Source organism: Pseudomonas sp. AC239 (assembly GCF_979258545.1).
In genome coordinates this window covers 4,916,858-4,940,421 of the sequence record NZ_OZ409864.1, presented here as the reverse complement: position 1 = coordinate 4,940,421, position 23,564 = coordinate 4,916,858, and the positions used below count along the sequence as shown (strand labels likewise).

The 23,564-nt window shown below is 60.8% G+C and carries 20 protein-coding genes and 1 pseudogene; 16 read left to right on the top strand and 5 right to left on the bottom strand.

What is annotated here, in order from left to right:
* The first annotated feature begins 228 nt into the window (after positions 1–228).
* Positions 229–1,218, top strand: coding sequence for a response regulator (locus ACZ0AZ_RS22535; protein ID WP_129998722.1), 990 nt, complete (start codon positions 229–231; stop codon positions 1,216–1,218).
* Positions 1,215–1,616 (top strand): response regulator transcription factor, encoded by a 402-nt coding sequence (locus ACZ0AZ_RS22530; protein WP_463538176.1) that lies wholly within the window; start codon positions 1,215–1,217, stop codon positions 1,614–1,616. Before ACZ0AZ_RS22535 ends, ACZ0AZ_RS22530 begins: the two co-directional genes overlap by 4 nt.
* Positions 1,617–1,621: 5 nt before the next feature.
* Here ACZ0AZ_RS22530 and ACZ0AZ_RS22525 read toward each other — a convergent pair whose 3' ends face one another.
* The gene (locus ACZ0AZ_RS22525; RefSeq protein WP_039760636.1) at positions 1,622–2,224 is read right to left on the bottom strand and encodes a TetR/AcrR family transcriptional regulator; all 603 of its coding nucleotides are present in this window, start codon (positions 2,222–2,224) and stop codon (positions 1,622–1,624) included.
* Between the two features lie 138 nt (positions 2,225–2,362).
* On the opposite strand from ACZ0AZ_RS22525, the gene ACZ0AZ_RS22520 reads away from it, so the two are divergent.
* The 6 genes and pseudogenes from ACZ0AZ_RS22520 to ACZ0AZ_RS22495 all read left to right on the top strand — a co-directional run bounded on the left by ACZ0AZ_RS22520 (position 2,363) and on the right by ACZ0AZ_RS22495 (position 13,303).
* Entirely contained in the window at positions 2,363–3,151 is a 789-nt protein-coding gene (locus tag ACZ0AZ_RS22520; protein WP_463538175.1) for an SDR family NAD(P)-dependent oxidoreductase, read from the top strand.
* A 55-nt stretch (positions 3,152–3,206) separates the two neighbouring features.
* Positions 3,207–4,222, top strand: a pseudogene (locus ACZ0AZ_RS22515) (NADP-dependent oxidoreductase).
* A 364-nt stretch (positions 4,223–4,586) separates the two neighbouring features.
* Complete coding sequence (locus tag ACZ0AZ_RS22510; RefSeq protein ID WP_463538174.1) at positions 4,587–6,992, top strand: glucose/quinate/shikimate family membrane-bound PQQ-dependent dehydrogenase; 2,406 nt, start codon at positions 4,587–4,589, stop codon at positions 6,990–6,992.
* Positions 6,993–7,088: 96 nt separating this feature from the next.
* The gene (locus tag ACZ0AZ_RS22505) at positions 7,089–8,387 is read left to right on the top strand and encodes a carbohydrate porin (RefSeq protein ID WP_463538173.1); all 1,299 of its coding nucleotides are present in this window, start codon (positions 7,089–7,091) and stop codon (positions 8,385–8,387) included.
* Positions 8,388–9,928: 1,541 nt separating this feature from the next.
* Positions 9,929–11,434 (top strand): glycine betaine/L-proline transporter ProP, encoded by a 1,506-nt coding sequence (gene proP, locus ACZ0AZ_RS22500; protein WP_039760584.1) that lies wholly within the window; start codon positions 9,929–9,931, stop codon positions 11,432–11,434.
* 165 nt (positions 11,435–11,599) lie between these two features.
* The gene (locus tag ACZ0AZ_RS22495; protein WP_039760583.1) at positions 11,600–13,303 is read left to right on the top strand and encodes an amidase; all 1,704 of its coding nucleotides are present in this window, start codon (positions 11,600–11,602) and stop codon (positions 13,301–13,303) included.
* 52 nt (positions 13,304–13,355) lie between these two features.
* On the opposite strand, the gene ACZ0AZ_RS22490 is transcribed toward ACZ0AZ_RS22495, so the two are convergent.
* Both ACZ0AZ_RS22490 and ACZ0AZ_RS22485 read right to left on the bottom strand, forming a co-directional pair.
* Positions 13,356–14,393, bottom strand: a complete 1,038-nt coding sequence (locus ACZ0AZ_RS22490) for an alpha/beta hydrolase family protein (RefSeq protein ID WP_129998712.1) — start codon at positions 14,391–14,393, stop codon at positions 13,356–13,358.
* A 167-nt stretch (positions 14,394–14,560) separates the two neighbouring features.
* Complete coding sequence (locus ACZ0AZ_RS22485) at positions 14,561–15,172, bottom strand: FMN-dependent NADH-azoreductase (protein WP_463538172.1); 612 nt, start codon at positions 15,170–15,172, stop codon at positions 14,561–14,563.
* A 126-nt stretch (positions 15,173–15,298) separates the two neighbouring features.
* Here ACZ0AZ_RS22485 and ACZ0AZ_RS22480 point away from each other — a divergent pair, with 126 nt between their 5' ends.
* Positions 15,299–16,207: a LysR substrate-binding domain-containing protein gene (locus ACZ0AZ_RS22480; RefSeq protein WP_129998710.1), complete on the top strand. Its 909-nt coding sequence runs from the start codon at positions 15,299–15,301 to the stop codon at positions 16,205–16,207.
* Positions 16,204–16,563: an MmcQ/YjbR family DNA-binding protein gene (locus ACZ0AZ_RS22475; protein WP_463538171.1), complete on the top strand. Its 360-nt coding sequence runs from the start codon at positions 16,204–16,206 to the stop codon at positions 16,561–16,563. The genes ACZ0AZ_RS22480 and ACZ0AZ_RS22475 overlap by 4 nt, the downstream gene beginning before the upstream one ends.
* A gap of 119 nt (positions 16,564–16,682) precedes the next feature.
* On the opposite strand, the gene ACZ0AZ_RS22470 is transcribed toward ACZ0AZ_RS22475, so the two are convergent.
* Both ACZ0AZ_RS22470 and ACZ0AZ_RS22465 read right to left on the bottom strand, forming a co-directional pair.
* Complete coding sequence (locus ACZ0AZ_RS22470; protein WP_039760574.1) at positions 16,683–17,111, bottom strand: DUF1294 domain-containing protein; 429 nt, start codon at positions 17,109–17,111, stop codon at positions 16,683–16,685.
* A complete protein-coding gene (locus ACZ0AZ_RS22465) occupies positions 17,108–17,938 on the bottom strand; it encodes an undecaprenyl-diphosphate phosphatase (RefSeq protein ID WP_039760572.1) in 831 nt (276 codons plus the stop codon). Before ACZ0AZ_RS22465 ends, ACZ0AZ_RS22470 begins: the two co-directional genes overlap by 4 nt.
* A gap of 304 nt (positions 17,939–18,242) precedes the next feature.
* Here ACZ0AZ_RS22465 and ACZ0AZ_RS22460 point away from each other — a divergent pair, with 304 nt between their 5' ends.
* From ACZ0AZ_RS22460 to ACZ0AZ_RS22435, 6 genes are all read left to right on the top strand, one after another.
* A complete protein-coding gene (locus ACZ0AZ_RS22460) occupies positions 18,243–19,877 on the top strand; it encodes a methyl-accepting chemotaxis protein (RefSeq protein ID WP_463538170.1) in 1,635 nt (544 codons plus the stop codon).
* 170 nt (positions 19,878–20,047) lie between these two features.
* Complete coding sequence (gene pnuC / locus ACZ0AZ_RS22455) at positions 20,048–20,611, top strand: nicotinamide riboside transporter PnuC (RefSeq protein ID WP_463538169.1); 564 nt, start codon at positions 20,048–20,050, stop codon at positions 20,609–20,611.
* Positions 20,608–21,132, top strand: coding sequence for an AAA family ATPase (locus ACZ0AZ_RS22450; RefSeq protein ID WP_463538168.1), 525 nt, complete (start codon positions 20,608–20,610; stop codon positions 21,130–21,132). Before pnuC ends, ACZ0AZ_RS22450 begins: the two co-directional genes overlap by 4 nt.
* Before the next feature lie 322 nt (positions 21,133–21,454).
* Complete coding sequence (locus ACZ0AZ_RS22445) at positions 21,455–21,904, top strand: hypothetical protein (RefSeq protein WP_310404692.1); 450 nt, start codon at positions 21,455–21,457, stop codon at positions 21,902–21,904.
* A gap of 1 nt (position 21,905) precedes the next feature.
* The gene (locus tag ACZ0AZ_RS22440) at positions 21,906–22,478 is read left to right on the top strand and encodes an adhesin (RefSeq protein WP_129998706.1); all 573 of its coding nucleotides are present in this window, start codon (positions 21,906–21,908) and stop codon (positions 22,476–22,478) included.
* A gap of 73 nt (positions 22,479–22,551) precedes the next feature.
* Positions 22,552–23,544 (top strand): hypothetical protein, encoded by a 993-nt coding sequence (locus ACZ0AZ_RS22435; RefSeq protein WP_039760560.1) that lies wholly within the window; start codon positions 22,552–22,554, stop codon positions 23,542–23,544.
* Positions 23,545–23,564 lie beyond the last annotated feature (20 nt).

Here is a 23,564-nt window from a genome sequence, read left to right as displayed (position 1 = left end):
TGGCGAAGTATACCCAGCGTTTTTTTGCCAGAGGGCCAGCCGCTGCGCTGATGTCCGTCTGCAGCCTCAAGATGGCCGTCCAGAGCCTTGCGCCGCTGTTTCTTGCGCTATAGAAGCGCACGTCTTATCCCTCGGGATAATTGCTTTATGCCAGGCCGTCCCCTAGCGTACGAACCTGATAACCCGGCGCCCGCGCCCTGTCCTTCTCACCGCAACGCAGAGGCCCGCATGATCCGACTCGGCCAAGCCACGATTTCTTTGGAACGGCGCGAAGCCTTTCTCGATGGCCGGCCCTTGCGCATGGGCGGGCGGGCGTTCGAAATACTTTCGGTACTGATGCAGGCCGATGGGCGCATCGTCAGCAAGGACGATCTGATCAATCAGGTGTGGCCGGACATCGTCGTCGAAGAGAACAATCTGCAGGTGCAGATTTCCTCGCTGCGCAAACTGCTCGGTGAAAAAGAAATCATCCAGACGGTTGCCCGTCGAGGTTACCGATTATTGAAAGACCGCGAACCCAAACTGCCCGTGTTCAACGCCTTGGCCTCGGCGCCGATTGCGGCGCAGCCACCGCCGGTTAATGCGCAATCGGTGCCGGTGTTCATCGTTGACGATGAGGCCTGCGTGCGTACCGCGCTGAGCCGCTTGTTGCGCGCCGAAGGCATCGAGCACCGGATTTTCCAGTCCGCCGAAGAACTGCTCGAGGCCGACATCGCCAATGGCCCGGCGTGCCTGTTGCTCGACGTCAGCCTGCCCGAGACCACAGGCCTGCAATTGCAGGCGGCGCTGAATGAGCGCGGCCAGCCGTGGCCGGTGATTTTCATGACCGGCCACGGCACGATTCCGATGTCGGTGCAGGCGATGAAGGCTGGCGCGGTGGAATTTCTGACCAAGCCGTTCAACGACGATGAACTGCTCGGCATTCTGCGCAGCACCCGTCAACACGCCGCGACTGCGTTCAATCAATGGCAACGGGTTCAGCACGTGCGGCAACTGGCGGCGCAACTGACACCGCGTGAGCGCGAGGTGCTGCCACTGATTGTCGGCGGTCTGTCGAACAAGCAGATCGCCAACCAATTGGGCACCAGTGAAGTGACCGCCAAGGTTCATCGCAAACACATCATGGCGAAGATGCAGACCCGCTCGCTGGTCAACCTCGTCGAACTCTATGGACTGATCAGCGCTGCGCCTTCGCCTGGCCCATCGAGCCTTTCGTGAGCGGCCCGGTGGGTCGCCCGACGGCGATCGAGAACACCCGACCGACGATTGTCTGCATCGTCGATGACGACGCGTCGGTGCGCAAAAGCCTGTCGAACCTGCTGCGTTCGGTCGGTTATCGCGCGCAGGTTTATGCCAGTGGCGAAGCGTTTCTCGCCGAAGCCGACTTTGCCGAGATCGCCTGCCTGCTGCTGGATCTGCGCATGCCCGGCCTGTCCGGCATCGATGTCATGCGCGAGCTGCCGCGACAGATTCCGGTGATCTGCATGTCCGCCCATTGGGACGAGGCGGCGCTGGCCGAAACCGGGCATTACCATGCGTTCGAGTGCCTGTGCAAACCCTTCGAAGAAGAGGTTTTGCTAGCGGCACTCGACAAGGCCCTGCACCGCCAGCACTGATCGCTTCAGCTATCCTGCGTGGTTTCTTGCGAAGTCTCGATGATGGGTAACGACTCAGTCATCGAAGCGTGACAGACCGCCAGAATCTCATCGGCCAGCGCCGATTCGTCCGGGCACGCTCGCGACAGCATGATCGCCCCGACCGCCCGGGCCAGCAGGTCGATCATCCGGGTTCTGCCCTCACCTTGCGGCGCATCCACTGCGGTCGGGTATTTTTCGCCCAGGGTCTGCAATAAGCGCTCGATCCCCTCGGCAAACGCTGCCTTCACATCCCCCGACTGCCGCGCTGCATCGCCGCACAGCGCGGCCATGGTGCAACCGGTGGAACGGCCGTCGCGATGGTCGCGCGACACGTACACATCGATGAAGTCCTGCACGCTCATGGTTTCGGCGCTGGCGGTGGATTGCGCCAGGCTGTTGGCCGAGGCTTCGGCCATCAGGTCGGCCTTGGAACCGAAGTGTTTGTAGAAACCGCCGTGAGTAAAACCGGCGGCCGCCATCAGGTCAGCCACGCCGACCCCGTCATAACCGCGTTCGCGGAACATCACTGAAGCGGTTTCGACAATGTGCTCGCGATTGGCCTGAGCCTGAGCCTTGGATACGCGCATGTTGAATACCTCCAGCGCTGAAAAATCATGCGCCGATGATACATAGATGTTGGCCATAATCAAAACCGTTGACAGTTTAGATTCCGATCATCATCCTAAAGGCCCGCAATCAGTCTTCTACTGAAAAGAGCCCACACCATGACTACTCGCCCTACTGTTCTGATCACTGGCGCCTCCTCCGGCATCGGCGCGGTCTATGCCGCACGTTTCGCCCAACGCGGGCACGATCTGGTGCTGGTCGCCCGCGACCAGTCGCGTCTGGACACCCTCGCCGCCAGTCTGCGCGCTGAGCACGACGTCAATGTCGAAGTGCTGCAGGCCGACCTGACGCAACTGAGCGATCTGCAAACCGTCGAGGCTCGTCTGCGTGACGACGCGCGCATCGGCATTCTCGTCAACAATGCCGGCGCCGCGCAGTCCGGGACATTCATCGAACAGAGCACCGACAGCGTGGCGCAACTGGTCGCGCTCAACACCACCGCGCTGGTGCGTCTGGCCAGTGCCATCGCCCCGCGCCTGGCCAAGGCTGGCGACGGCGCAATCATCAACATCGGCTCGGTGGTGGGCCTGGCGCCGGAGTTCGGCATGTCGGTGTATGGCGCAACCAAGGCGTTCGTGCTGTTCCTCTCCCAGGGCCTGAGCCTGGAGCTGTCGCCACAGGGCGTGTACGTGCAAGCCGTATTGCCTGCGGCCACTCGCACGGAAATCTGGGACCGCGCTGGTATCGACATCAACACCCTCACCGACATCATGGAAGTCGGCGACATGGTCGACGCCGCGCTGGTCGGCTTCGACCGTCGCGAAGTCGTGACCATCCCGCCGCTGCACGAAGGCGAGCGCTGGGATGCCTTGCAAGCGGCGCGCCAGGGGCTGTTGGGGCAGATTCGCCAGTCGGCGGTGGCGCAGCGTTATCTGACTCAGGCCTGACCTCATCCAGACCCGCCGCTATACCGGCGGGTTTCTACCGACAAGAGCATCCGCAATGAAGGCATTTTTCATCGAGCGCTACGGCAAGCAGAACGGCCGGATTGGCGACGTCGCCGAGCCGGTTGTCGGCGCACACGACGTGTTGATCAAGGTCCACGCCAGCAGCGTCAACCCGCTGGATCTGAAGATTCGCAGCGGCGAATTCAAGATGATCCTGCCTTATCAAATGCCTTTGATATTGGGCAACGATGTCGCCGGCGTGGTGATTGGCAGCGGTGCAGCGGTCAAGCATTTCAAGCCGGGCGATGAGGTTTATGCGCGCGCACCTGAAAACGCGATCGGCACGTTTGCCGAACGCATTGCCGTCAACGAACAAGCGGTCGCGTTAAAACCCGCCAATCTCGATATGACCGAGGCGGCTTGCATGCCGCTGGTGGCGTTGACGGCGTGGCAGGCCCTGGTCGATGTCGCCAACGTGCAAAAGGGCCAGAAGGTGTTGATTCACGCCGGCTCCGGTGGCGTCGGTACGGTCGCCATTCAACTGGCCAAACACCTCGGCGCTTTTGTTGCGACTACGACCAGCACGGCGAATGTCGCGTGGATCAAGGCGCTGGGCGCTGATCTGGTGATCGATTACAAGCAGCAGGATTTCGCCATTGAGCTGCGCGACTACGACGTGGTGCTCAACAGCCTTGGCGGCGATGTGCTGGAGAAATCGTTGAAGGTGTTGAAACCGGGCGGGCAACTGATTTCCCTGTCAGGACCGCCGACTGCGCGGTTCGCTCGGGAGCAGGGTTGTCGTGGCTGCTCGGACTGGTGATGCGCCTGCTCAGCAGTGGTGTTCGCCGTAAAGCACGCAAACACGGGGTGGGTTATTCGTTTCTGTTCATGCGTGCCGATGGCGTTCAGTTGCAGAAAATCACTGCGTTGATTGAGGCCGGGGTGATCAAACCGGTGGTTGATCGTACTTTTCCGTTCGATCAGATAGCTGACGCGTTGCACTACGTTGGACAAGGTCGGGCCAGGGGCAAGGTTGCAATCGTGATCGATTCTGAAAGCCCCTCACCCTAGCCCTCTCCCAGAGGGAGAAGGAACTGACCGAGTTGAATGCGCGAGTTACGCCGACCTGAAATACCGAGGTGAGCACATATCCCAAAAAGCCCACAAATCAGCTCCCTCTCCTCGGAAAGAGGGTTGGGCGGGCGGCGTTCCGATGAGGGGTGAATTCAGCGCGGTGTTTGTATATGTGCATTGCAATCGTAAGCCCGACTCGCCATCCACGCTGAAACGTCGAGAAACCCCTCTCGCCTTGCATTTTGCCCATCCTGCACCACGCTTGATTCACAGAAGTGCACGTTTTCCTGGCAAAACTGCGGTTAACTGAATGGTTAGTTACCGTTATAATCCCGCGCTTCATTCAAACGGGACTTTCAATGTGAACCACAGTCAACGCGTCTCAGGCGTTTCAACGTTCATTCTGGTCGGCCTTGGCGTGATCATCGCCCTGCTCGGTCTGGCGCTCGCGGCCGGCGGTGTGAAGCTGGTCAGTCTGGGCGGTTCCTGGTACTTCCTGGTCGGCGGTCTGGCGATGACCGTTTCCGGGGTGCTGATCGCACTGAAGAAAACTGCAGGCGCCTGGCTGTTCGCCGCGTTTCTAATGGCCACCGCGATCTGGGCCGTGGCTGACGCCGGGCTGGTGTTCTGGTCGGTGTTCTCGCGGCTGTTCATGTTCAGCGCCATCGGTATGGTCGTCGCTCTGGTCTACCCGCTGCTGGCGCGCGCCAATGGCCGCGTGGCCGGTCGTGGCGCGTATGCCGTGGCCGCTGTGCTCGCGGTCGGTGTGGCCGTTGCGGCGGGCAACATGTTCGTCGCCCACCCAACCGTTGCCGCCACTGGCACTGGCCCGGGCCTGACTCCGGTCGAGCCGGCCAAGGCGCAGAAAGACTGGGCGCACTACGGCAACACCGAAGGTGGCAGCCGCTTCGCTGCGCTCGATCAGATCAACCGCAACAACGTCGACAAGCTTAAAGTCGCGTGGACCTACCACACCGGTGACGTCGCCGAGAGCGATGGCAACGGCGCCGAAGACCAGCTCACCCCGCTGCAGGTCGGCAACAAGGTGTTCATCTGCACCCCGCACAACAACCTGATCGCCCTCGATGCCGACACCGGCAAAGAGCTGTGGAAGAACGCGATCAACGCGCAATCGAAAGTCTGGCAGCGCTGCCGTGGCATGGCCTATTTCGACGCCACCGCGACCATCGCTCAGCCGAGCAACTCGTCGATCATCGAAGCCAAACCGGCGCCGGCTGCCAACTGCCAGCGTCGTCTGCTGACCAACACCATCGATGCCCGCCTGATCGCGGTCGATGCTGACACCGGCGAGTTTTGCCAGGGTTTCGGCAACAACGGTCAGGTTGATCTGAAGGCCGGTCTGGGTGATGTTCCGGACAGCTACTATCAATTGTCGTCCGCGCCGTTGATGGCCGGCACCACCGTTGTGGTTGGTGGTCGCGTCGCCGACAACGTGCAGAGCGACATGCCCGGCGGTGTGATTCGTGGTTTTGACGTGATCACCGGCGCCATGCGCTGGGCGTTCGACCCGGGCAACCCGCAGGATCGCAACGCGCCGGCCGACGGCAAAACCTACGTGCGCAGCACGCCGAACAGCTGGGCGCCGATGTCCTACGACGCGGCGACCAACACGGTGTTCCTGCCGATGGGCAGCTCGTCCACCGACATTTATGGTGTCGAGCGCAGCGAACTGGACCACAAGTACGGCGCTTCGATCCTCGCGCTCGACGCCAGCACCGGTGAAGAACGCTGGGTGTTCCAGACCGTGCACAACGATCTCTGGGACTTCGACTTGCCGATGCAGCCGAGCCTGATCGACTTCGACAAGGACGGTCAAAGCATTCCGGCGCTGGTCATCGGCACCAAGGCCGGGCAGATCTATGTGCTCGACCGCGCCACCGGCAAGCCGCTGACCGAGGTCAAGGAAGTACCGGTGAAAGCGGCGAACATCCCTAACGAGCCGTACTCGCCGACCCAGCCGAAATCCGTGGGCATGCCGCAGATCGGCGCGCAGCACCTGACTGAATCGGACATGTGGGGCGCCACGCCGTACGACCAGTTGCTCTGCCGCATCGACTTCAAGAGCATGCGCTACGACGGTCTGTACACCGCACCGGGGACCGACAAATCGCTGAGCTTCCCCGGTTCGCTGGGTGGCATGAACTGGGGCAGCATTTCCACTGACCCGGTGCACGGTTTCATCTTCGTCAACGACATGCGCCTGGGTCTGTGGATTCAGATGATTCCGTCGCAAAACAAAGGCCAGGCCGCTGGCGGTGGCGAAGCACTGAACACCGGCATGGGCGCTGTGCCGCTCAAAGGCACGCCGTACGCGGTGAACAAGAACCGCTTCCTCTCGGTGGCTGGCATTCCGTGCCAGGCGCCGCCGTTCGGCACTCTGACGGCGATCGACATGAAGACCCAGAAAGTCGCGTGGCAGGTTCCGGTCGGCACCGTTGAAGACACCGGTCCCCTGGGCATCCGCATGCACCTACCGATCAAGATCGGTCTGCCAACCCTCGGTGGCACCCTGTCGACCCAGGGCGGCCTGATCTTCATTGCCGGCACTCAGGACTTCTACCTGCGCGCCTTCAACAGCGGCAACGGTGAAGAAGTCTGGAAAGCCCGTCTGCCGGTCGGCAGCCAGGGCGGCCCGATGACGTACGTTTCGCCGAAGACCGGCAAGCAGTACATCGTCGTCACCGCTGGCGGCGCACGCCAGTCGACCGATCGTGGCGATTACGTGATGGCTTACGCCCTGCCGTAACTCGCTGCCGCACCACCAACCTCCCCCAGCGCGCGGTGCCCAAAAGCACCGCGTCGCCGTTTTATTGCGTTAAAGATTTCAGCAGGAAGGATTCACATGTCATCGGCTGTTCGCTTTTCTCGTACCAAGCTTTCCATTGGCCTGTTGCTGGGCCTGAGCTGCAGCACTGCCCTCCCCGCGCTGGCGGCCAGCGAGTCCGATCTGCTGAGCCGCAGCACCCTGAGCGGTGACTGGGGCGGCCTGCGTCATCAACTCGATGAAGATGGCATCAGGTTCACTGGCGATTACAGCGGCGAAACCGCCTATAACGCCGACGGCGGCCTGCACCGCTCGGCGCGCTACTCGCAGAACATCAAGCTCGGCGTGCAGTTTGATCTGAGCAAGATCTATGGCGTCGACAATGCCGGCAAGGTGCAACTGACCATTAACGACCGTCGCGGCAACAGCGCTTCGGAAGATCTGGTCGGCAACCGCCTGCCGATTCAGGAAAACTACGGCGGTCTGTACACGCGCCTGACTGAACTCAGTTACGAGCGCAGCCTGTTTACCCCGGCGCTGAACGTAAAGCTCGGCTACATGGCCATGGGCAACGACCTCGGCGGTCTGGATAGCGGCATTCTGTGCAACTTCATGAATGCCGGTTTCTGCGGTCACCCGCTGAACATGTCCGGCGGCAGCGGCTGGACCAACTACCCCAATGCGCGTCTGGGCGTGCGGGTCAAATACGACCTGTCGCCGTCCTGGCAGTTGCGTGTGGCGGCGTTCAACGTCGACCCGGAGAGCAACGGCAATTCCAGCCGCGCCTGGCATCTGGGGCCGAAGCACACCACCGGCACCGTCGTGCCGATCGAGCTGGTGTACAAGCACGCCGGCGAGCTGCCGGGCGAGTACAAGGTCGGCTATTACTACGACAGCTCCGACGTCAAGCGCATTGGCAGCGACGATGAAGTGTCCGGGCGTGGCGGGCATTATTTGCTGATCGATCAGGCCGTATGGCGTTCGCCGACCTCCGAGGGCCGCAGCCTGCATGCGTTCGGTCAATATTCGGCGGCCAGTGAAGCGGCTTCGCCGTTCAGCAAGTGGTACGGCACTGGCGTGGTTTTGTACAAACCGTTCGAAGGCCGCCCGCGTGACACCCTGGCGCTGGGCTATGGCCGCGCCGTGCCGAACCCGCGCAGCCGCGATGTGCAACAGGATGCCGCGCTGGACAACGGTGCTGCGTTCCCGAACCTCGACAGCGCCGAGCAGTTGATCGAATTGGGCTACGGCTACCAGGCCACCCCATGGCTGACCCTGCGCCCGAACCTGCAATACATCATCGAACCGGGCGCGTTTTCCGGCCAGGACATCGACAATGCGCTGGTGGTCGGTTTGCAGGTGAAGGCTGCGCTTTAAGCCTCGCGGTGAATGCAATGCCGCCTTCGTGAGCAAGCCCACTCCCACAAGATTCGGCGGCGTGCAAAGAATCCCGGCACAACACAGATCCACTGTGGGAGCGAGCCTGCTCGCGAAAGCGCCGGGTCAGGCGAAGGCGATGTTGGATGTGCCGCCCTCTTCGTGAGCAAGCCCACTCCCACAGGATTCGGCGGCGTGCATTAAATCCCGGCACAACACAGATCCACTGTGGGAGCGAGGCTGCTCGCGAAAGCGCCGGGGCAGGCGACTGTGATGCTGAATGTGATGCCCTCTTCGTGAGCAAGCCCACTCCCACAGGATTCGGCGGCGTGCATTAAATCCCGGCACAACACAGTTCCACTGTGGGAGCGAGCCTGCTCGCGAAAGCGCCGGGTCAGGCGAAGGCGATGTTGGATGTGCCGCCCTCTTCGTGAGCAAGCCCACTCCCACAAGATTCGGCGGCGTGCAAAGAATCCCGGCACAACACAGATCCACTGTGGGAGCGGGCTTGCTCGCGAAAGCGCCGGGTCAGGCGACTGCGATTTCGGATGGGCTGCCGTCATCGCGAGCAAGCCCACTCCCACAGCATTCAGCGGCGTGCAAAAAAATCCCGGCACAACACAGATCCACTGTGGGAGCGAGCCTGCTCGCGAAAGCGCCGGGTCAGGCGGCTGCGACGTCGGATGGGCCGCCCTCTTCGTGAGCAAGCTCACTCCCACAAGATTCGGCGGCGTGCAAAGAATCTCGGCACAACACAGATCCACTGTGGGAGCGAGCCTGCTCGCGAAAGCGCCGGGTCAGGCGACTGTGATGCTGAATGTGATGCCCTCTTCGTGAGCAAGCCCACTCCCACAGGATTCGGCGGCGTGCAAAAAATCCCGGCACAACACAGATCCACTGTGGGAGCGAGCTTGCTCGCGAAAGCGCCGGGGCAGGCGACTGTGATGCTGAATGTGATGCCCTCTTCGTGAGCAAGCCCACTCCCACAAGATTCGGCGGCGTGCAAAGAATCTCGGCACAACACAGATCCACTGTGGGAGCGAGCCTGCTCGCGAAAGCGCCGGGTCAGGCGAAGGCGATGTTGGATGTGCCGCCCTCTTCGTGAGCAAGCCCACTCCCACAGGATTCAGCGGCGTGCAAAAAAATCCCGGCACAACACAGATCCACTGTGGGAGCGAGCCTGCTCGCGAAAGCGCCGGGTCAGGCGAAGGCGATGTTGGATGTGCCGCCCTCTTCGTGAGCAAGCTCACTCCCACAAGATTCGGCGGCGTGCAAAGAATCCCGGCACAACACAGATCCACTGTGGGAGCGAGCCTGCTCGCGAAAGCGCCGGGTCAGGCGGCTGCGATGTTGGATGTACTGCCGTCATCGCGAGCAGGCTCGCTCCCACAGTGGATATAGAGGGCTTGCGTCGGGCGGGAAATTAATTCCTGCCAATGGTGAATTATTTCGTGTCCACATGTATCTGAGGCAGAAGAGCCGGCGCCATCATGGAGATGGCATCGCAGCGGTAATCTGGATCAGCGAGCGGGAACAGCGCAATGAAATCACGCAAGAACACTGTCAAACCGATCGGTTTGAAAGACATCACCATCGTCGACGACGCCAAGATGCGCAAGGCGATCACCGCCGCCGCACTGGGCAACGCCATGGAATGGTTCGACTTTGGCGTCTACGGCTTTGTCGCCTATGTGCTCGGCAAGGTCTTCTTCCCCGGCGCCGATCCCGGCGTGCAAATGATCGCCGCCCTGGCGACCTTCTCCGTGCCGTTCCTGATTCGTCCACTGGGCGGGCTGTTCTTCGGCGCACTCGGCGACAAATACGGGCGGCAGAAAGTACTTGCCGCGACCATCGTCATCATGTCCCTGAGCACCTTCGCCATCGGCCTGATTCCGTCCTATGCCTCGATCGGCATCTGGGCGCCGATTCTGCTGTTGCTGGCGAAAATGGCTCAGGGTTTCTCGGTCGGTGGCGAATACACCGGCGCTTCGATTTTCGTCGCTGAATACGCCCCGGATCGCAAGCGCGGTTTCCTCGGCAGCTGGCTGGACTTCGGCTCGATCGCCGGTTTTGTCTTCGGCGCCGGCGTGGTGGTGATGATTTCGACGATCCTCGGTGAGCAGCGCTTCGAAGAATGGGGCTGGCGGATTCCGTTTTTCCTCGCCCTGCCGCTGGGTATGATCGGCCTGTACCTTCGCCACGCCCTGGAAGAAACTCCGGCGTTCCAGCAGCACGTGGAAAAACTCGAACAAGGCGACCGTGAAGGTCTCGCCGGTGGCCCGAAAGTCTCGTTCAAGGAAGTTGCGACCAAACACTGGCGCAGCCTGATGACCTGCATCGGCGTGGTGGCGGCGACCAACGTCACCTACTACATGCTGCTCACCTACATGCCGAGCTACCTGACGCACAACCTGCATTACAGTGAAAACCACGGGGTACTGATCATCATCGCGATCATGGTCGGCATGCTGTTCGTGCAGCCAATGATCGGTTTCATCAGTGACAAGATCGGCCGCAAACCCTTCATCGTCGTCGGCAGCATCGGCCTGTTCATCTTCGCCATTCCGGCGTTCATGCTGATCAACAGCGGCAGTATCGGCCTGATCTTCTGCGGCTTGCTGATTCTCGCGGTGCTGCTCAATTTCTTTATCGGCGTGATGGCCTCGACCCTGCCGGCGATGTTCCCCACCCACATCCGTTACAGCGCCTTGGCCAGTGCCTTCAACGTTTCGGTGCTGATCGCCGGTCTGACCCCGACCGCCGTGGCCTGGCTGGTGGAAAGCACCAACGACCTGTACATGCCCGCCTACTACCTGATGGTCATCGCCGTGGTCGGCCTGGTCACCGGTGTAACCATGAAGGAAACCGCCAACAAACCCCTGCGCGGCGCCGCCCCGGCAGCCTCCGACCTCGAAGAGGCCAAGGAACTGCTGCAGGAGCACCACGACAACATCGAGCAGAAAATCGAAGACATCGATGCCGAAATCGCCGAGCTGGAGGCCAAGCGCAAAGTGCTGGTTCAGCAGCATCCGCGCATCAACGAATAATCCGCTGGACGCAGAAAAAATCGGCGGGGCCGTCACCCCGTCGATTACTCGAAGCGCAGCTTGGTGTTAAATAGGCGCCAGTCTCAACCTTGTCGCTTAAAGCCGTGCTACGAGAACCGCTATGAATACCCCTGCCCAGAACATCCACGCCCAACAGGTGACCCCATGATCGAAGTCACCGAAGTCTCCATCGCGCAATTGCGCGCCGCCCTCGAATCCGGCCAGACCACTGCTGTGGAATTGGTGCAAGCCTATCTGGCGCGCGTCGATGCCTATGACGGTGCCGATACGCCGACAGCCCTCAACGCCGTAATCGTGCGCAATCCTGAAGCGTTGAACGAAGCACGCGCCTCCGACGCCCGCCGCGCCAAAGGTGAATCCCTTGGCCCGCTCGATGGCATTCCCTACACCGCCAAGGACAGCTATCTGGTCAAGGGCCTGACCGCCGCCTCCGGCAGTCCGGCGTTTGCCGATCTGGTTGCCCATCGCGACGCTTTCACCATCGAGCGCCTGCGCGCGGCCGGGGCGATCTGTCTGGGCAAGACCAATATGCCGCCGATGGCCAATGGCGGTATGCAGCGTGGCGTTTATGGCCGCGCGGAAAGCCCGTACAACGCTGCTTACCTCACCGCGCCGTTCGCCTCCGGCTCTTCCAATGGTGCCGGTACCGCGACTGCTGCGAGTTTCGCCGCGTTCGGTCTGGCTGAGGAAACCTGGTCGAGCGGCCGTGGCCCTGCGTCGAACAACGGCCTGTGCGCCTACACACCGTCGCGCGGAGTGATTTCGGTGCGCGGTAACTGGCCGTTGACCCCAACCATGGACGTCGTCGTGCCGTTCGCGCGGACCATGGCCGACCTGCTCGAGGTACTCGACGTAGTTGTCGCCGAAGACCCGGACACCCGTGGCGACCTGTGGCGTCTGCAACCGTGGGTGCCGATCCCGCGTGTCAGCGAAGTGCGCCCGGCGGCGTACAGCGAACTGGCCGTCGACGCCAAAGCCCTTACCGGCAAACGCTTCGCCATCCCGCGCATGTACATCAATGCCGACCCGGACGCCGGCACCAGCGACGCCCCCGGTATTGGCGGCCCGACTGGCCAGCGCATCAATACCCGCCCGTCAGTGATCGATTTGTGGAAGCAGGCGCGCCAGGCCCTCGAAGCCGCCGGCGCCGAAGTCATCGAAACCGATTTCCCGCTGGTCTCCAACTGCGAAGGCGACCGCCCCGGCGCGCCAACCGTGTTCACTCGTGGCTTGGTGTCGAAAGAATTCCTGCATCATGAACTGTGGGATCTGACGGCCTGGGCGTTTGACGATTTCCTGCAAGCCAACGGTGACCCGAAACTCAATCGTCTGGTCGACGTCGACGGGCCGAAAATCTTCCCGCACGACCCTGGCACCCTGCCCAACCGCGAAGGCGATCTGGCCGCTGGCATGGACGAATACGTGCGCATGGCCGAACGCGGCATCACGCCGTGGAATGAAATCCCTACCGTGCCTGATGGCTTGCGCGGTCTGGAGCAGACCCGACGCATCGACCTCGAAGACTGGATGGATAAACTTGGTCTCGACGCCGTGCTGTTCCCGACCGTCGCCGACGTTGGCCCGGCGGACGCCGATGTCAATCCAGCCTCGGCCGACATCGCCTGGAGCAATGGCGTCTGGGTGGCCAACGGTAACCTTGCGATCCGCCACCTCGGCGTACCCACGGTCACCGTGCCGATGGGCGTCATGGCCGACATCGGCATGCCGGTCGGCCTGACTTTCGCCGGCCGCGCCTACGACGATTCGAACTTGTTGCGCTTCGCCGCCGCCTTCGAATCCACCGGCAGCAAACGCCAGATCCCACCGCGTACGCCGCCGCTGTCCTGATCAGCGCAACCGCAAGCCCGCTCTCAGCATTGATCAAGTGCTGAGGGCGGCCTTACTGATCCGCCGTCTGCATCCCTGCTCGCGTCGATTTGCCCAGTGCATGGGCAAAAAATCGTCCGGCTTCGGAAATCAGGTTGCGGTGAATATCCTCGCGATCCACTCCATCAGCATCGGTGCACAACGCTGGCATGGCGCGGATCTGCTCTTCATTGCATGGCGCCAGAAACACGAAGTGCCCTGCCCCGGCCAGCAGCTTGAAGTCCGGCGCGGTGGGCAGCTTGCGCGCCAGGGCAGCCGCGTTTTTATCAAAGGCCACCAGTTTGTCGCCGTCGCCGCTGTAGAGCAGCACCGGCACGTGCACGTCAGCGAGGGTATGGCGACCAAATTTCAGGCTCAGCGGCGCCATCAGCAGTAACGCGTGAACCCTTGGATCGGCCACTGGTTGCAAGTCTTCGCGATCGACAATCAGCTCACCCTGGGTGTTGCAGGCGTCGTGATCGTCCGGGCGTTCCTGGCAATAGCGGCGTAGACGATCAAGATCCGGCTGGGCGCCGGAAAGAATCAACGCCGTCTCGCCACCCGCCGAATAACCGATCACACCGACCTGATCAGCATTGACGAACGGCGCCAGCATGTTATCGGCGAGCGTCGCGGTTATCGCTTGGGAAATCTGGATCGGTCGCCCGTAAAGATTGCTCAACGTGCCGAGTCGGCTGTGGTCGCGGGAGTTGTCGCCGGGATGAATCACCGCCACCACTACGAAGCCCTTGCGCGCCAGCGACGTGGCCAGATCATGCAAGGCCAGCGGCGTACCGGTGTTGCCGTGGGACAGCATCAACATGGGAAAGCGGCCGATGGCGACTTTAGTGTCTTCTCCGGCCTCGACCGAATAACCCTCAAGCAAACTCATGTGTTCGCGGTCACTGGACGGGTAAAAAGCGATGGCGCGCATCGGTTGCAGATCGAGCGGGTCGAGAAAGGTCATCTCGTGATAACCGACGCTCCAGACCGGGTGTCGCCCCGGCGCGGCCTGCACTGAATTCAGGCTGCCCAGCAGGCAAATCAGCAACATTGCACAAAGATGCCTCATGAACGCCCCACCCTGTTGGACCACATCGTTGGATGTGCTGAAACTGCATAACCCGGGCCAGATTATGTAACAGCCAGAAACAAAAAACTCCGTAATCGGCCCTTGCAGAACCAGAATACAGAGTTTTTTGGCGATTACCTGAACATCAGCTGTTCTTTACGCAAGCCTTACGCGGCTGCGAACAGTTGCTCGCTGATCTTCGCTTGCGCAGCGTTCATGGCGTTATTGCGCACTTCTTCGCCATAGGCCAGGCCTTCAGCGCGGACGATTTCGATGTCGGTAATGCCTAGGAAACCGAGCACCAGCTTCAAATATTCCTCGTGAGCGATGCCGCTGGCCTGCCCGGCGTGGATGCCGCCAGAGGTCGACACGATGACCACTTTCTTGCCACCGCACAGGCCTTCCGGGCCGGCTTCGGTGTAGCGGAACGTCTGGCCGGCCACGGCAACGCGGTCGATCCACGCTTTCAATTGGGTTGGCACAGTGAAGTTGTACATCGGCGCGGCAATCACCACGGCGTCAGCAGCGATGAATTCGGCCAGGGTCGAGGTGCTCAGCTCGGCTTCGTGCTGTTGCGCAGCGTCGCGCAGTTCGGCGGTGGTGCCAGCGGCGACCAGTGTGTTGGCCGAAAAATGGCTGATGGCATCGGCGGCCAGGTCGCGGTAGGTGACCACGGCGCTCGGCTCGGCGGCTTGCCAGGCGTCGACGACTTGACGGCTCAACTGACGGGAAGCCGAGTTGTCGCCCAGAATGCTCGAATCGATGTGCAACAGTTTCATGTGGGTGCTCCTGAAAGAATCGCCGGTGGCGACGGAATGGAGACAATCCTACGCAACAAACCAATAGCTGATTAGTCGCCGACAATGCGATAGTTCGTCCCATTGATAGAACGAGTGGAAAGGCACATGCAGGATCTCAACGATCTCTATTACTTCGCCAAAGTGGTCGAAGCCGGCGGATTTGCCGCCGCCGGGCGCCTGCTCGGTATTCCCAAGTCGCGGCTCTCCAGAAGAATTGCCGAACTGGAAGAGCGCCTCGGCGCGCGACTGCTGCAACGCACCACTCGCCAACTTAATCTCACCGCTGTCGGCGAGCGCTATTTGCGCCACTGTCAGGCGATGCTGCTGGAAGCGGAAATGGCTGACGAAGCCGTGGCGAGCATGTCCAGCGAACCTCGCGGGCGCTTGCGGGTGTCGTGCCCGACCGGTCTGGCTCATGAAATGCTGCCGACGGTGATCAGCGACTTTCTTGGCAAATTTCCCCAGGTGCAACTGGAGGTCGTGCTGCTCAACCGCCGAGTCGATCTGGTCACCGAAGGCATCGATGTCGCTTTGCGCGTGCGCGATCACGGTGATGAAGACCCGTTGCTGGTCACCCGGCGCTTGCGTCAGGCCCAGGCGGTAGTGATCGCCAGTCCGGCCTTTATGCAGGGCAAGACCATCAATCATCCGCAGGACTTGAAAACCCTGCCAGTGCTCGGCGCACTGGAAGCCGATCGCATGGTCCACGTGCGTCTGCTCGATCAGCAGGGCAAAAGCGTCGATCTGAGCATGGAAGCGCGGCTGGGCATCGATGATTTTGTCGTGCGCAAGGCCTGCGTGCTGGCTGGTCAGGGTTTCACCGTGCTGCCGATGATGTTCTGCGAGACCGAACTGCGTAACGGCACGCTGGTGCAGATGCTGCCGGAATGGTCATTGCCTGGCGGCTGGCTGCAAGCGGTGTACCCGCACCGGCGCGGGGTAATGCCGGCGGTGCGCGCATGGATCGATCACTTGGTCGAATCGTTCAATGCCTGCGGGGAGCGGTTGTTATGAAACAGGGACAAATGAGCGAAACCGAGGTAGCCGAATTTTGTCTGGCTCTGCCGGGCGCGCGGGAAGATTACAAATGGGGCGGCGTGCGGGTGTTCTCGATTGCCGGCAACAAGATGTTTGCCTTGCAGGGATTACGCGGCGATTCGCTGGCGTTCAAGGTCGACAAGGATCTGTTTCTCGGCCATTGCGACCGCCCGGGGGTTCATCCGGCGCCGTATCTGGCGCGGGCGCAGTGGATCATCATGCACCCGCCCTACCCGCTGAGTGCCGAGGAATTGCAGGCGCTGTTGCAGCGGTCGCATCAACTGGTGGTGAGCAAGTTGCCTAAAAAAACGCAAATCGGCCTGCTTTTGTAAGCACGCAAATTCTGTGGGAGCGAGCCTGCTCGCGAAGGCGGTTTGTCAGGCGACTCATCAGCGAGGATGAGATTGCTTTCGCGAGCAGGCTCGCTCCCACAGGGGATTTTCGGTGGACGTTAAATCAGCGACAGCAAGTTTGATCCGAGAAAAATCTGGTCAATCCAGAACACCTGATGCAGCAGCACGATCACCCAGAACAGAATCTGAAACGACACCTTGCGCGTCTTGTGCCGAAACACTTGCTGGGCGATCAACGCCCCCGGCCAGCCGCCCGCCAGTTCTACCGCATGCAGGATGTTTTCCGGGGTGCGCCACGCATCGGCGCGGGCCTTGCGCTTGTCGGCCCAGTACAGAACAAACGCCAGCACACTGACAATCCCGTACGCCGCCAGCGGCACCCGCGAGAGGCCACTGAGCCACATGGACAGTGAGCCGAACAGCGGCAGCGCGCAGACGATCAACAGCATCAAAAGCTTCAACTTCACATGCTGAAGGCGCCCGCCAGAAGCTCGTCCTTGCGGGCGCTGCGCGCGCGAATCGTTCATGGCTTGGCCGCCGACCAGTCCACCCAGCCGAATTGCCAGGTCGCGAGAATGAACAGGCCGAACGCTATTCGGTACCAGGCAAACGCTGCATAGCTGTGGTTGCCGATGAACTTGAGCAAACCGCGCACAGCGATCATGGCGAAAACAAACGCGGTGACGAAACCAATCGCGAACACCGGGAAATCCGCTGGCACAAACAGATCGCGGTATTTGTAGCCCGAATATACCGCCGCACCCACCATGGTCGGCATGGCGAGGAAGAACGAAAACTCGGTTGCAGTCTTGCGCGACAGGCCGAACAGCAAGCCGCCAATGATCGTCGAACCGGAGCGCGAAGTGCCGGGAATCATTGCCAGGCATTGCGCGAAACCGATTTTCAGCGCATCGGTCCAGCGGATCTCGTCAACGGTTTCGGCGTGGACTTCATGTTGACGTTGTTCGGCCCACAACATGATGATCCCGCCGATAACCAGCGCTGCCGCCACGGTGATCGGGTTGAACAGGTATTCGTGAATCAGATCGGCAAAGATCACTCCGAGCACCACGGCGGGCAAAAACGCGATCAGCAGATTAGCCGTAAAACGCCGAGCGCTTGGCTGGGTCGGCAAGCCGATCACCACGTCGAGGATCTTGCGGCGAAACTCCCAGACCACCGCGAGAATCGCGCCGAGCTGAATGATGATGTTGAACGCCATGGCCCGCTCGCCGCCGAAGTTCAGCAAGTCGGCGACGATGATCTGGTGTCCGGTACTCGAAATGGGCAAAAACTCCGTCAGCCCTTCTACAACTCCTAGTATCAGTGCCTGCAAGGCAGTCCAAAGATCCATCAATCCCCCAGAGAGCGATGCGCGACGGCATGCCCCGATAGTATTTTTTCGTTCACTGCGTCCAGCGTAGCCGGTAAAAGCTGTAGCGATTGCGCGCGCACAGGATCCACACGAAACGGTAAAAATTCCGTGAAATGTCAAAACCGGATTCAGGTTTTTGCGCGCGGGGCCGAAATCCTAACAGACAAGCCTTAATAGCGCTCCCCGCGCTGCATGGCTTGGCTGGCGCAGTCCCGAGCACTCAGCGGTGGCTGGATGCTGGCGATCATTTATTACAAGAACAAGAATCCGGAGTGACAGCGTTATGAACAGCTTGCGCAGTGTGTCGATCAGCCGACGCTTGTGGCTCATCTTGATCGTGGCGATGGTCATGTTGCTGACCTTGGGCGTGCTGATGCTCAAGCAGATCCACGACGACCTCTACCACGCCAAGGCGCAGAAAACCCAGCATGTGGTGCAGACCGCCAGCGGCCTGCTGAACTATTACCATGGCCTGGAAACCGCCGGCACCCTGACCAGGGACGCGGCGCAAAAGCAGGCACTGACCGCGATCCGTGGCCTGCGCTATGACCAGAGCGACTATTTCTGGATCAACGACCTCACGCCCGTGATGGTCATGCACCCGACCAACCCCAAACTCGAAGGCCAGAACCTCTCGGCGATCCGCGACCCGGACGGTTTTGCGGTGTTCAACGAGATGGTCGCCATCGCCAAGGCCAAGGGCGCGGGCATGGTCAATTATCGCTGGCCGAAACCGGGAGCGACTGATCCCGTAGCCAAGACCTCATATGTGAAGCTCTTTGAGCCGTGGGGCTGGGTGATCGGTTCCGGTGTGTACGTCGACGATGTGCAGGCCGAATTCCAGGGACAGATGATCAAGGCCTCGGCAATCGGTCTGGCAATTGCGCTGATCATGGCGCTGCTGGTGATTCTGATCGCGCGCAGCATCGTTCGTCCGTTGCAGGAAACCGTGAACGCCATGGCCAACATCGCCAGCGGCGAAAGCGACCTGACCCGCAGCCTCGATACCCATGGCAAGGATGAAGTCACCGAGCTTGCCCATCACTTCAATGCCTTCACTGCCAAATTGCGCCGAGTGATTGGAGACTTGCAGGTCTCGGCCAGCGCTTTGGGTCAGTCTTCCAGCGAACTGGGCAATGACGCCTCGCAAGCGCAGCAGCGCAGTCAGCAGCAATCGCAGCAGATGGAACTGGTGGCCACGGCGATCAACGAAGTCACCTACGGCGTGCAGGACGTGGCGAAAAACGCCGAACACGCCGCCGCCGAAATGCGCGATGCCGAAGCGCAGGCGCAACAGGGCCAGATCAACATTGACGGCAGCCTGCAACAGATCGACAAGCTTTCCGGGACCATCGATCAAGCGGTTGAGGTGATTCGCACCTTGGCTGCAGAAAGTACGCAGATCGGCAGCGTTCTGGAGGTGATCCGTTCGATTGCCGAACAGACCAACCTGTTGGCACTAAATGCGGCGATTGAAGCGGCGCGTGCGGGTGAACAGGGTCGCGGGTTTGCCGTGGTGGCAGATGAGGTCCGGTTGTTGGCGCAGCGTACGCAGAAATCGACGGCGGAGATTCAGTCGATGATCGAGCGTTTGCAGAACCACTCCGAGGCTGCGGTGAAGGTGATTGGCGACAGCAGCAAGGCCTCGCAATTGACCATCGAACAGGCGGGACTGGCCGGGGCGAGTCTCAATGCAATTGGCCAGGCGTTGCGCAATCTCAACGGCCTGAATGCTTCGATCGCCAGCGCCACGTTGCAACAGGCCCATGTAGTGGAGGACATCAACCAGAACGTCACCCAGGCGGCCGGCCTTTCGCATAGCACCGCGTTGGCGGCGGAACAATCCAGTGCGGCCAGTCTGCGGCTTGGGCAGCTGAGCGAACAGCTCAACGGGTTGCTTCGGCAGTTCAGGGTCTGACCCATAACCTGTGGGAGCGAGCCTGCTCGCGAAAGGGCCTGTCCAGTCGACATCTTCTTCCACTGACTGGCCCGACGCCTTCGCGAGCAGGCTCGCTCCCACAGGGTACTTCTGTGTCTGGGCGAATGCAGTACAATCCGCCCCCTTCTCGACTTCCCCAAGGATCCGCCATGTCCGGGCTTGAACTGTTCGCCGCTGCCCTCGGTGTCATCGCCGTGTGGCTGACGGTCAAACAGAATCCATGGTGCTGGCCGATCGGGCTGGTCATGGTGTTGCTCTACAGCTGGATCTTCTTTGAGGTGAAGCTGTATTCGGACATGTTGCTGCAAGTGATCTATGCCGCGCTGCAAATCTACGGCTGGTGGCAGTGGACCCGCGCCGGGACGATGCATGACGGGCGCCAAGTCACCCGCCTCGACGCGCGCTCAATTCTGCTCGGTCTCGGCGTCGGGGCCATCGGCAGCCTGCTGCTGGGCGCCGCGATGGCACACTGGACCGACGCCGCCCAGCCGTGGCTCGATGCCGCGCTCACCGGTTTCAGCCTGGTCGCACAATTGTGGATGGCGCAGAAACGCTTGCAATGCTGGGCGCTGTGGTTTGTCCTCGATGTCATTTTTGTAGGCCTGTTCATCTATAAAGGCCTGTACCTGACCGCAGGCCTCTATGGGCTGTTTACCCTGCTCGCCGTCCAGGGCTGGCGTGAGTGGCGCGCCGATCCGGCGTTGCGCACATGAAAGTCGTTGTCCTTACCGGCCCGGAATCCACCGGCAAGAGCTGGCTGGCGGCGGGATTGGAGCAGCGTTTCGGCGGCGTTCGCGTTGATGAATATGTGCGTCGGTTCATCGAAGACAACCCGCGCGACACTTGCCTCGCGGATATCCCTGATATCGCCAGGGGCCAGTTGCAATGGGAAGATCAGGCACGCGCGAAACAACCCGAACTGCTGATTCTCGACACCCATCTGCTGAGCAACATCCTCTGGAGCCAGACCCTGTTCGGCGATTGCCCGGACTGGCTGGAAAAAGAACTGCTCACGCGCCATTACGACCTGCACCTGCTGCTGTCGCCGCAACAAGTCGACTGGGCGGAAGACGGCCAGCGCTGCCAACCGGATCTTGCGGATCGCATGGCATTTTTCGAAGCCACGCGCGCCTGGTTGATTGAGCATCGACAGCCATTGCAAGTTATCGAGGGCAATTGGGCCGAACGCCAAGCGCAAGCCTTTGCGGCGGTCGAGCTTCTGCTGTCCAGCTGAGCCGCGTTGGGACGAACCTGTCCGTTTTTGAAACACTCCTCACCGCGCAAAGCCCCCGTTCAAACGCTGTTTATCACTCCGTCACGTCACCTGTTACGCCGATGAAACACATCGGCGCAAACCCTTGTCCCAGAGCTTTGCAACGTCAAGCACCGTTCAAGCCCCCCTGCATGTGTCTCAGCGCTGAAACAGTACCCGCTTTAAGTATTTATCGAAAACACCTAACCCGTTGAAATACATAGGAAATTCAAAACCGGCACAGCTTTCGCTCTCTCCTTCACAACGCTGAACACCCCAGCCCACTGAAGAAGGAATCGCCGCCGTGGGGAATCTCAATAAAAGCCTGACCTGCCTCCTGCTGATCGGATCAGCCGCCAGCGCATTGATCAGTGTCAGCGCCCAGGCCGAAGGCAATGGAGTGATCGTCCTCAACCGCGACGTTCAGCCAATCCCGATCGGGCGTAATGGCGGCAAAGACCCCTACCCGACCACCGTCAATGCCAACCCTTCGGCGCGGATCAATCAGACCCTCAGCAGCACCGAACTCAGCGACGGCGATTTCGCCAGTGTCGCCAGTGGCTCGTCGATTCGCGGCAACATGACTACGCCCAGTTCCAACCTGCCAGGCATGAACACCCTGACCAACCAGAACGGCCTGCCCGGCATGCGCAGCGGCAGTGGCGGCGGCTCCGGTGCCTCGATTTCCAATACGGTCAACCGGGCGATGAGCACCGGTCTGGCGCCTCTGACCCGCATGGCCGGAGGCCAATGACATGAATCGCACCCTGCTGCTTCTCGCCCTGCTCGGCTGCACCAGCGCCATGGCCGATTCGACCTCGGTCAACAAAGCGAATATTCAGGATTCCGGCGCTCAGTATCGCGGCAACTTCAACGTCAACCAGGCAGCCGGTGACCAGATGCAACAAGCCAACACCAAGGCGATTGCCATCGGCACCGAATCCCATGCCACCACCAGCGTCAGGCAAACCATCGACACGCCTGCCAGCCGCGCCATCGACGCGAGCGCCAACATCGGCGGCAACTCTTTCAGCAACGGCAACGGCATCCTCGGCGTGAACCAGGGCGCCGGAGCCAACAATCAAATGGCCAACGTGACGCGCGTCAGCATCAGTGCCGGCCCGCAGAGCGTTGACGACAGCGCCCTTTCGCAACAGAACGTGGCGTTTTTACCGAGCTCAGGAGCAACTGGTACCTCGATCGGCAGTCGCCAGGTCACGACAAGTGATCAGGCCTTCACCGGCAGTCGCGGGGTCATCCAGGTGAACCAGAGTGCCGGGGTGGGGAACCGCATGGCTAACACCCTGAGCATCCGGGTCGCTGACTGACCCATACAAAAAAGCAGTGCAATTAGAAAAGTCCCAACACTTAACCAACTAATAAGCACGACGGAGAAACACCATGAAACCTACAATGGCTCTCAAACCACTGGTTTTCGCACTCGCAGCAGTGATGGCAATGGCAGCACAGGCCGGCGGCCGTGGTGACGATAACGGTCATGGTAACGGGCACGGCAATGGTCACGGCCAGCCTCAAGGACCTAACCTTGAACAACTGCTGCAGATCACCGCAGGCGCCGGCGCCGCTGTCCTCGACGCGCAAAACAGCGACGGCAACGTGGTAAAAAACCAGGGCACCCTCAACAACGCCAATGCCAGCGACTCGCTCAATGGCTCCAACGGCAACATGGGCGCCAACGTGGCTGGCGGCGACGGCAACCAGCAGGACAACGCTGCTGCACTGGCCACCGCTGACGAAAGCTTTATCTTCGGTAATGCTGTTGCCGCCTCGAGCGCGACTCAGGTGAACAACAACAACTACGTGAAAAACTCCTCCACCTTCAACAACGCCACGCTCAACAACGCTGGCAACAACGGTTCCGGCAACATTGGCATCAACGTGACCGCCGGCAACTTCAACCAACAGAAAAACAACCTCGCCATCGCCGTTTCTGGTGGTCGTGTAGCGCAGGCTGCTGCCTCTGCCAACCAGTCCTCGACTGGCCTGGTCGTGGAAAACAAAGGCGTGCAGGCTTACAAAACCGACACTCTTACCGGTACTTATGCAGCCGCTGGCGTATTCAAAGCCAAAGGCACCGCGACCATCGAAGACGACAACAACCATGGCGGTTGGGGCAACCGTGGCGGCGGCCACGGCGGCAACGATGATCAGAAAGCCAAGTTCGAAGCCGTGGGCAGCTTTGGCCTCGCTGGCGTCACCACCCAACAAGTGCTGACCAAAGATGGCTGGAAAACCCCAGTCGTCAACAATGCCAACATGACCAACTCGATGAACAACTTCTCCGGCAACGGCGGAGCCAACGTCTCGGCGGGTGTGGGCAACCAACAAAGCAACTCGCTGTCCATCGCCGCAGGTTGCAAAGCCTGCATGTAATCGCGATCGAAACGAAAGCC

What these genes read in the sequence shown, in the direction of transcription:
- ACZ0AZ_RS22535 (WP_129998722.1), top strand. Translation starts at nt 229, where the DNA reads ATGATCCGACTCGGCCAAGCCACGATTTCTTTGGAACGGCGCGAAGCC.
- ACZ0AZ_RS22525 (WP_039760636.1), bottom strand. Translation starts at nt 2,224, where the DNA reads ATGCGCGTATCCAAGGCTCAGGCTCAGGCCAATCGCGAGCACATTGTC.
- ACZ0AZ_RS22520 (WP_463538175.1), top strand. Translation starts at nt 2,363, where the DNA reads ATGACTACTCGCCCTACTGTTCTGATCACTGGCGCCTCCTCCGGCATC.
- ACZ0AZ_RS22505 (WP_463538173.1), top strand. Translation starts at nt 7,089, where the DNA reads ATGTCATCGGCTGTTCGCTTTTCTCGTACCAAGCTTTCCATTGGCCTG.
- proP (WP_039760584.1), top strand. Translation starts at nt 9,929, where the DNA reads ATGAAATCACGCAAGAACACTGTCAAACCGATCGGTTTGAAAGACATC.
- ACZ0AZ_RS22495 (WP_039760583.1), top strand. Translation starts at nt 11,600, where the DNA reads ATGATCGAAGTCACCGAAGTCTCCATCGCGCAATTGCGCGCCGCCCTC.
- ACZ0AZ_RS22490 (WP_129998712.1), bottom strand. Translation starts at nt 14,393, where the DNA reads ATGAGGCATCTTTGTGCAATGTTGCTGATTTGCCTGCTGGGCAGCCTG.
- ACZ0AZ_RS22485 (WP_463538172.1), bottom strand. Translation starts at nt 15,172, where the DNA reads ATGAAACTGTTGCACATCGATTCGAGCATTCTGGGCGACAACTCGGCT.
- ACZ0AZ_RS22480 (WP_129998710.1), top strand. Translation starts at nt 15,299, where the DNA reads ATGCAGGATCTCAACGATCTCTATTACTTCGCCAAAGTGGTCGAAGCC.
- ACZ0AZ_RS22475 (WP_463538171.1), top strand. Translation starts at nt 16,204, where the DNA reads ATGAAACAGGGACAAATGAGCGAAACCGAGGTAGCCGAATTTTGTCTG.
- ACZ0AZ_RS22470 (WP_039760574.1), bottom strand. Translation starts at nt 17,111, where the DNA reads ATGAACGATTCGCGCGCGCAGCGCCCGCAAGGACGAGCTTCTGGCGGG.
- ACZ0AZ_RS22465 (WP_039760572.1), bottom strand. Translation starts at nt 17,938, where the DNA reads ATGGATCTTTGGACTGCCTTGCAGGCACTGATACTAGGAGTTGTAGAA.
- ACZ0AZ_RS22460 (WP_463538170.1), top strand. Translation starts at nt 18,243, where the DNA reads ATGAACAGCTTGCGCAGTGTGTCGATCAGCCGACGCTTGTGGCTCATC.
- pnuC (WP_463538169.1), top strand. Translation starts at nt 20,048, where the DNA reads ATGTCCGGGCTTGAACTGTTCGCCGCTGCCCTCGGTGTCATCGCCGTG.
- ACZ0AZ_RS22450 (WP_463538168.1), top strand. Translation starts at nt 20,608, where the DNA reads ATGAAAGTCGTTGTCCTTACCGGCCCGGAATCCACCGGCAAGAGCTGG.
- ACZ0AZ_RS22440 (WP_129998706.1), top strand. Translation starts at nt 21,906, where the DNA reads ATGAATCGCACCCTGCTGCTTCTCGCCCTGCTCGGCTGCACCAGCGCC.
- ACZ0AZ_RS22435 (WP_039760560.1), top strand. Translation starts at nt 22,552, where the DNA reads ATGAAACCTACAATGGCTCTCAAACCACTGGTTTTCGCACTCGCAGCA.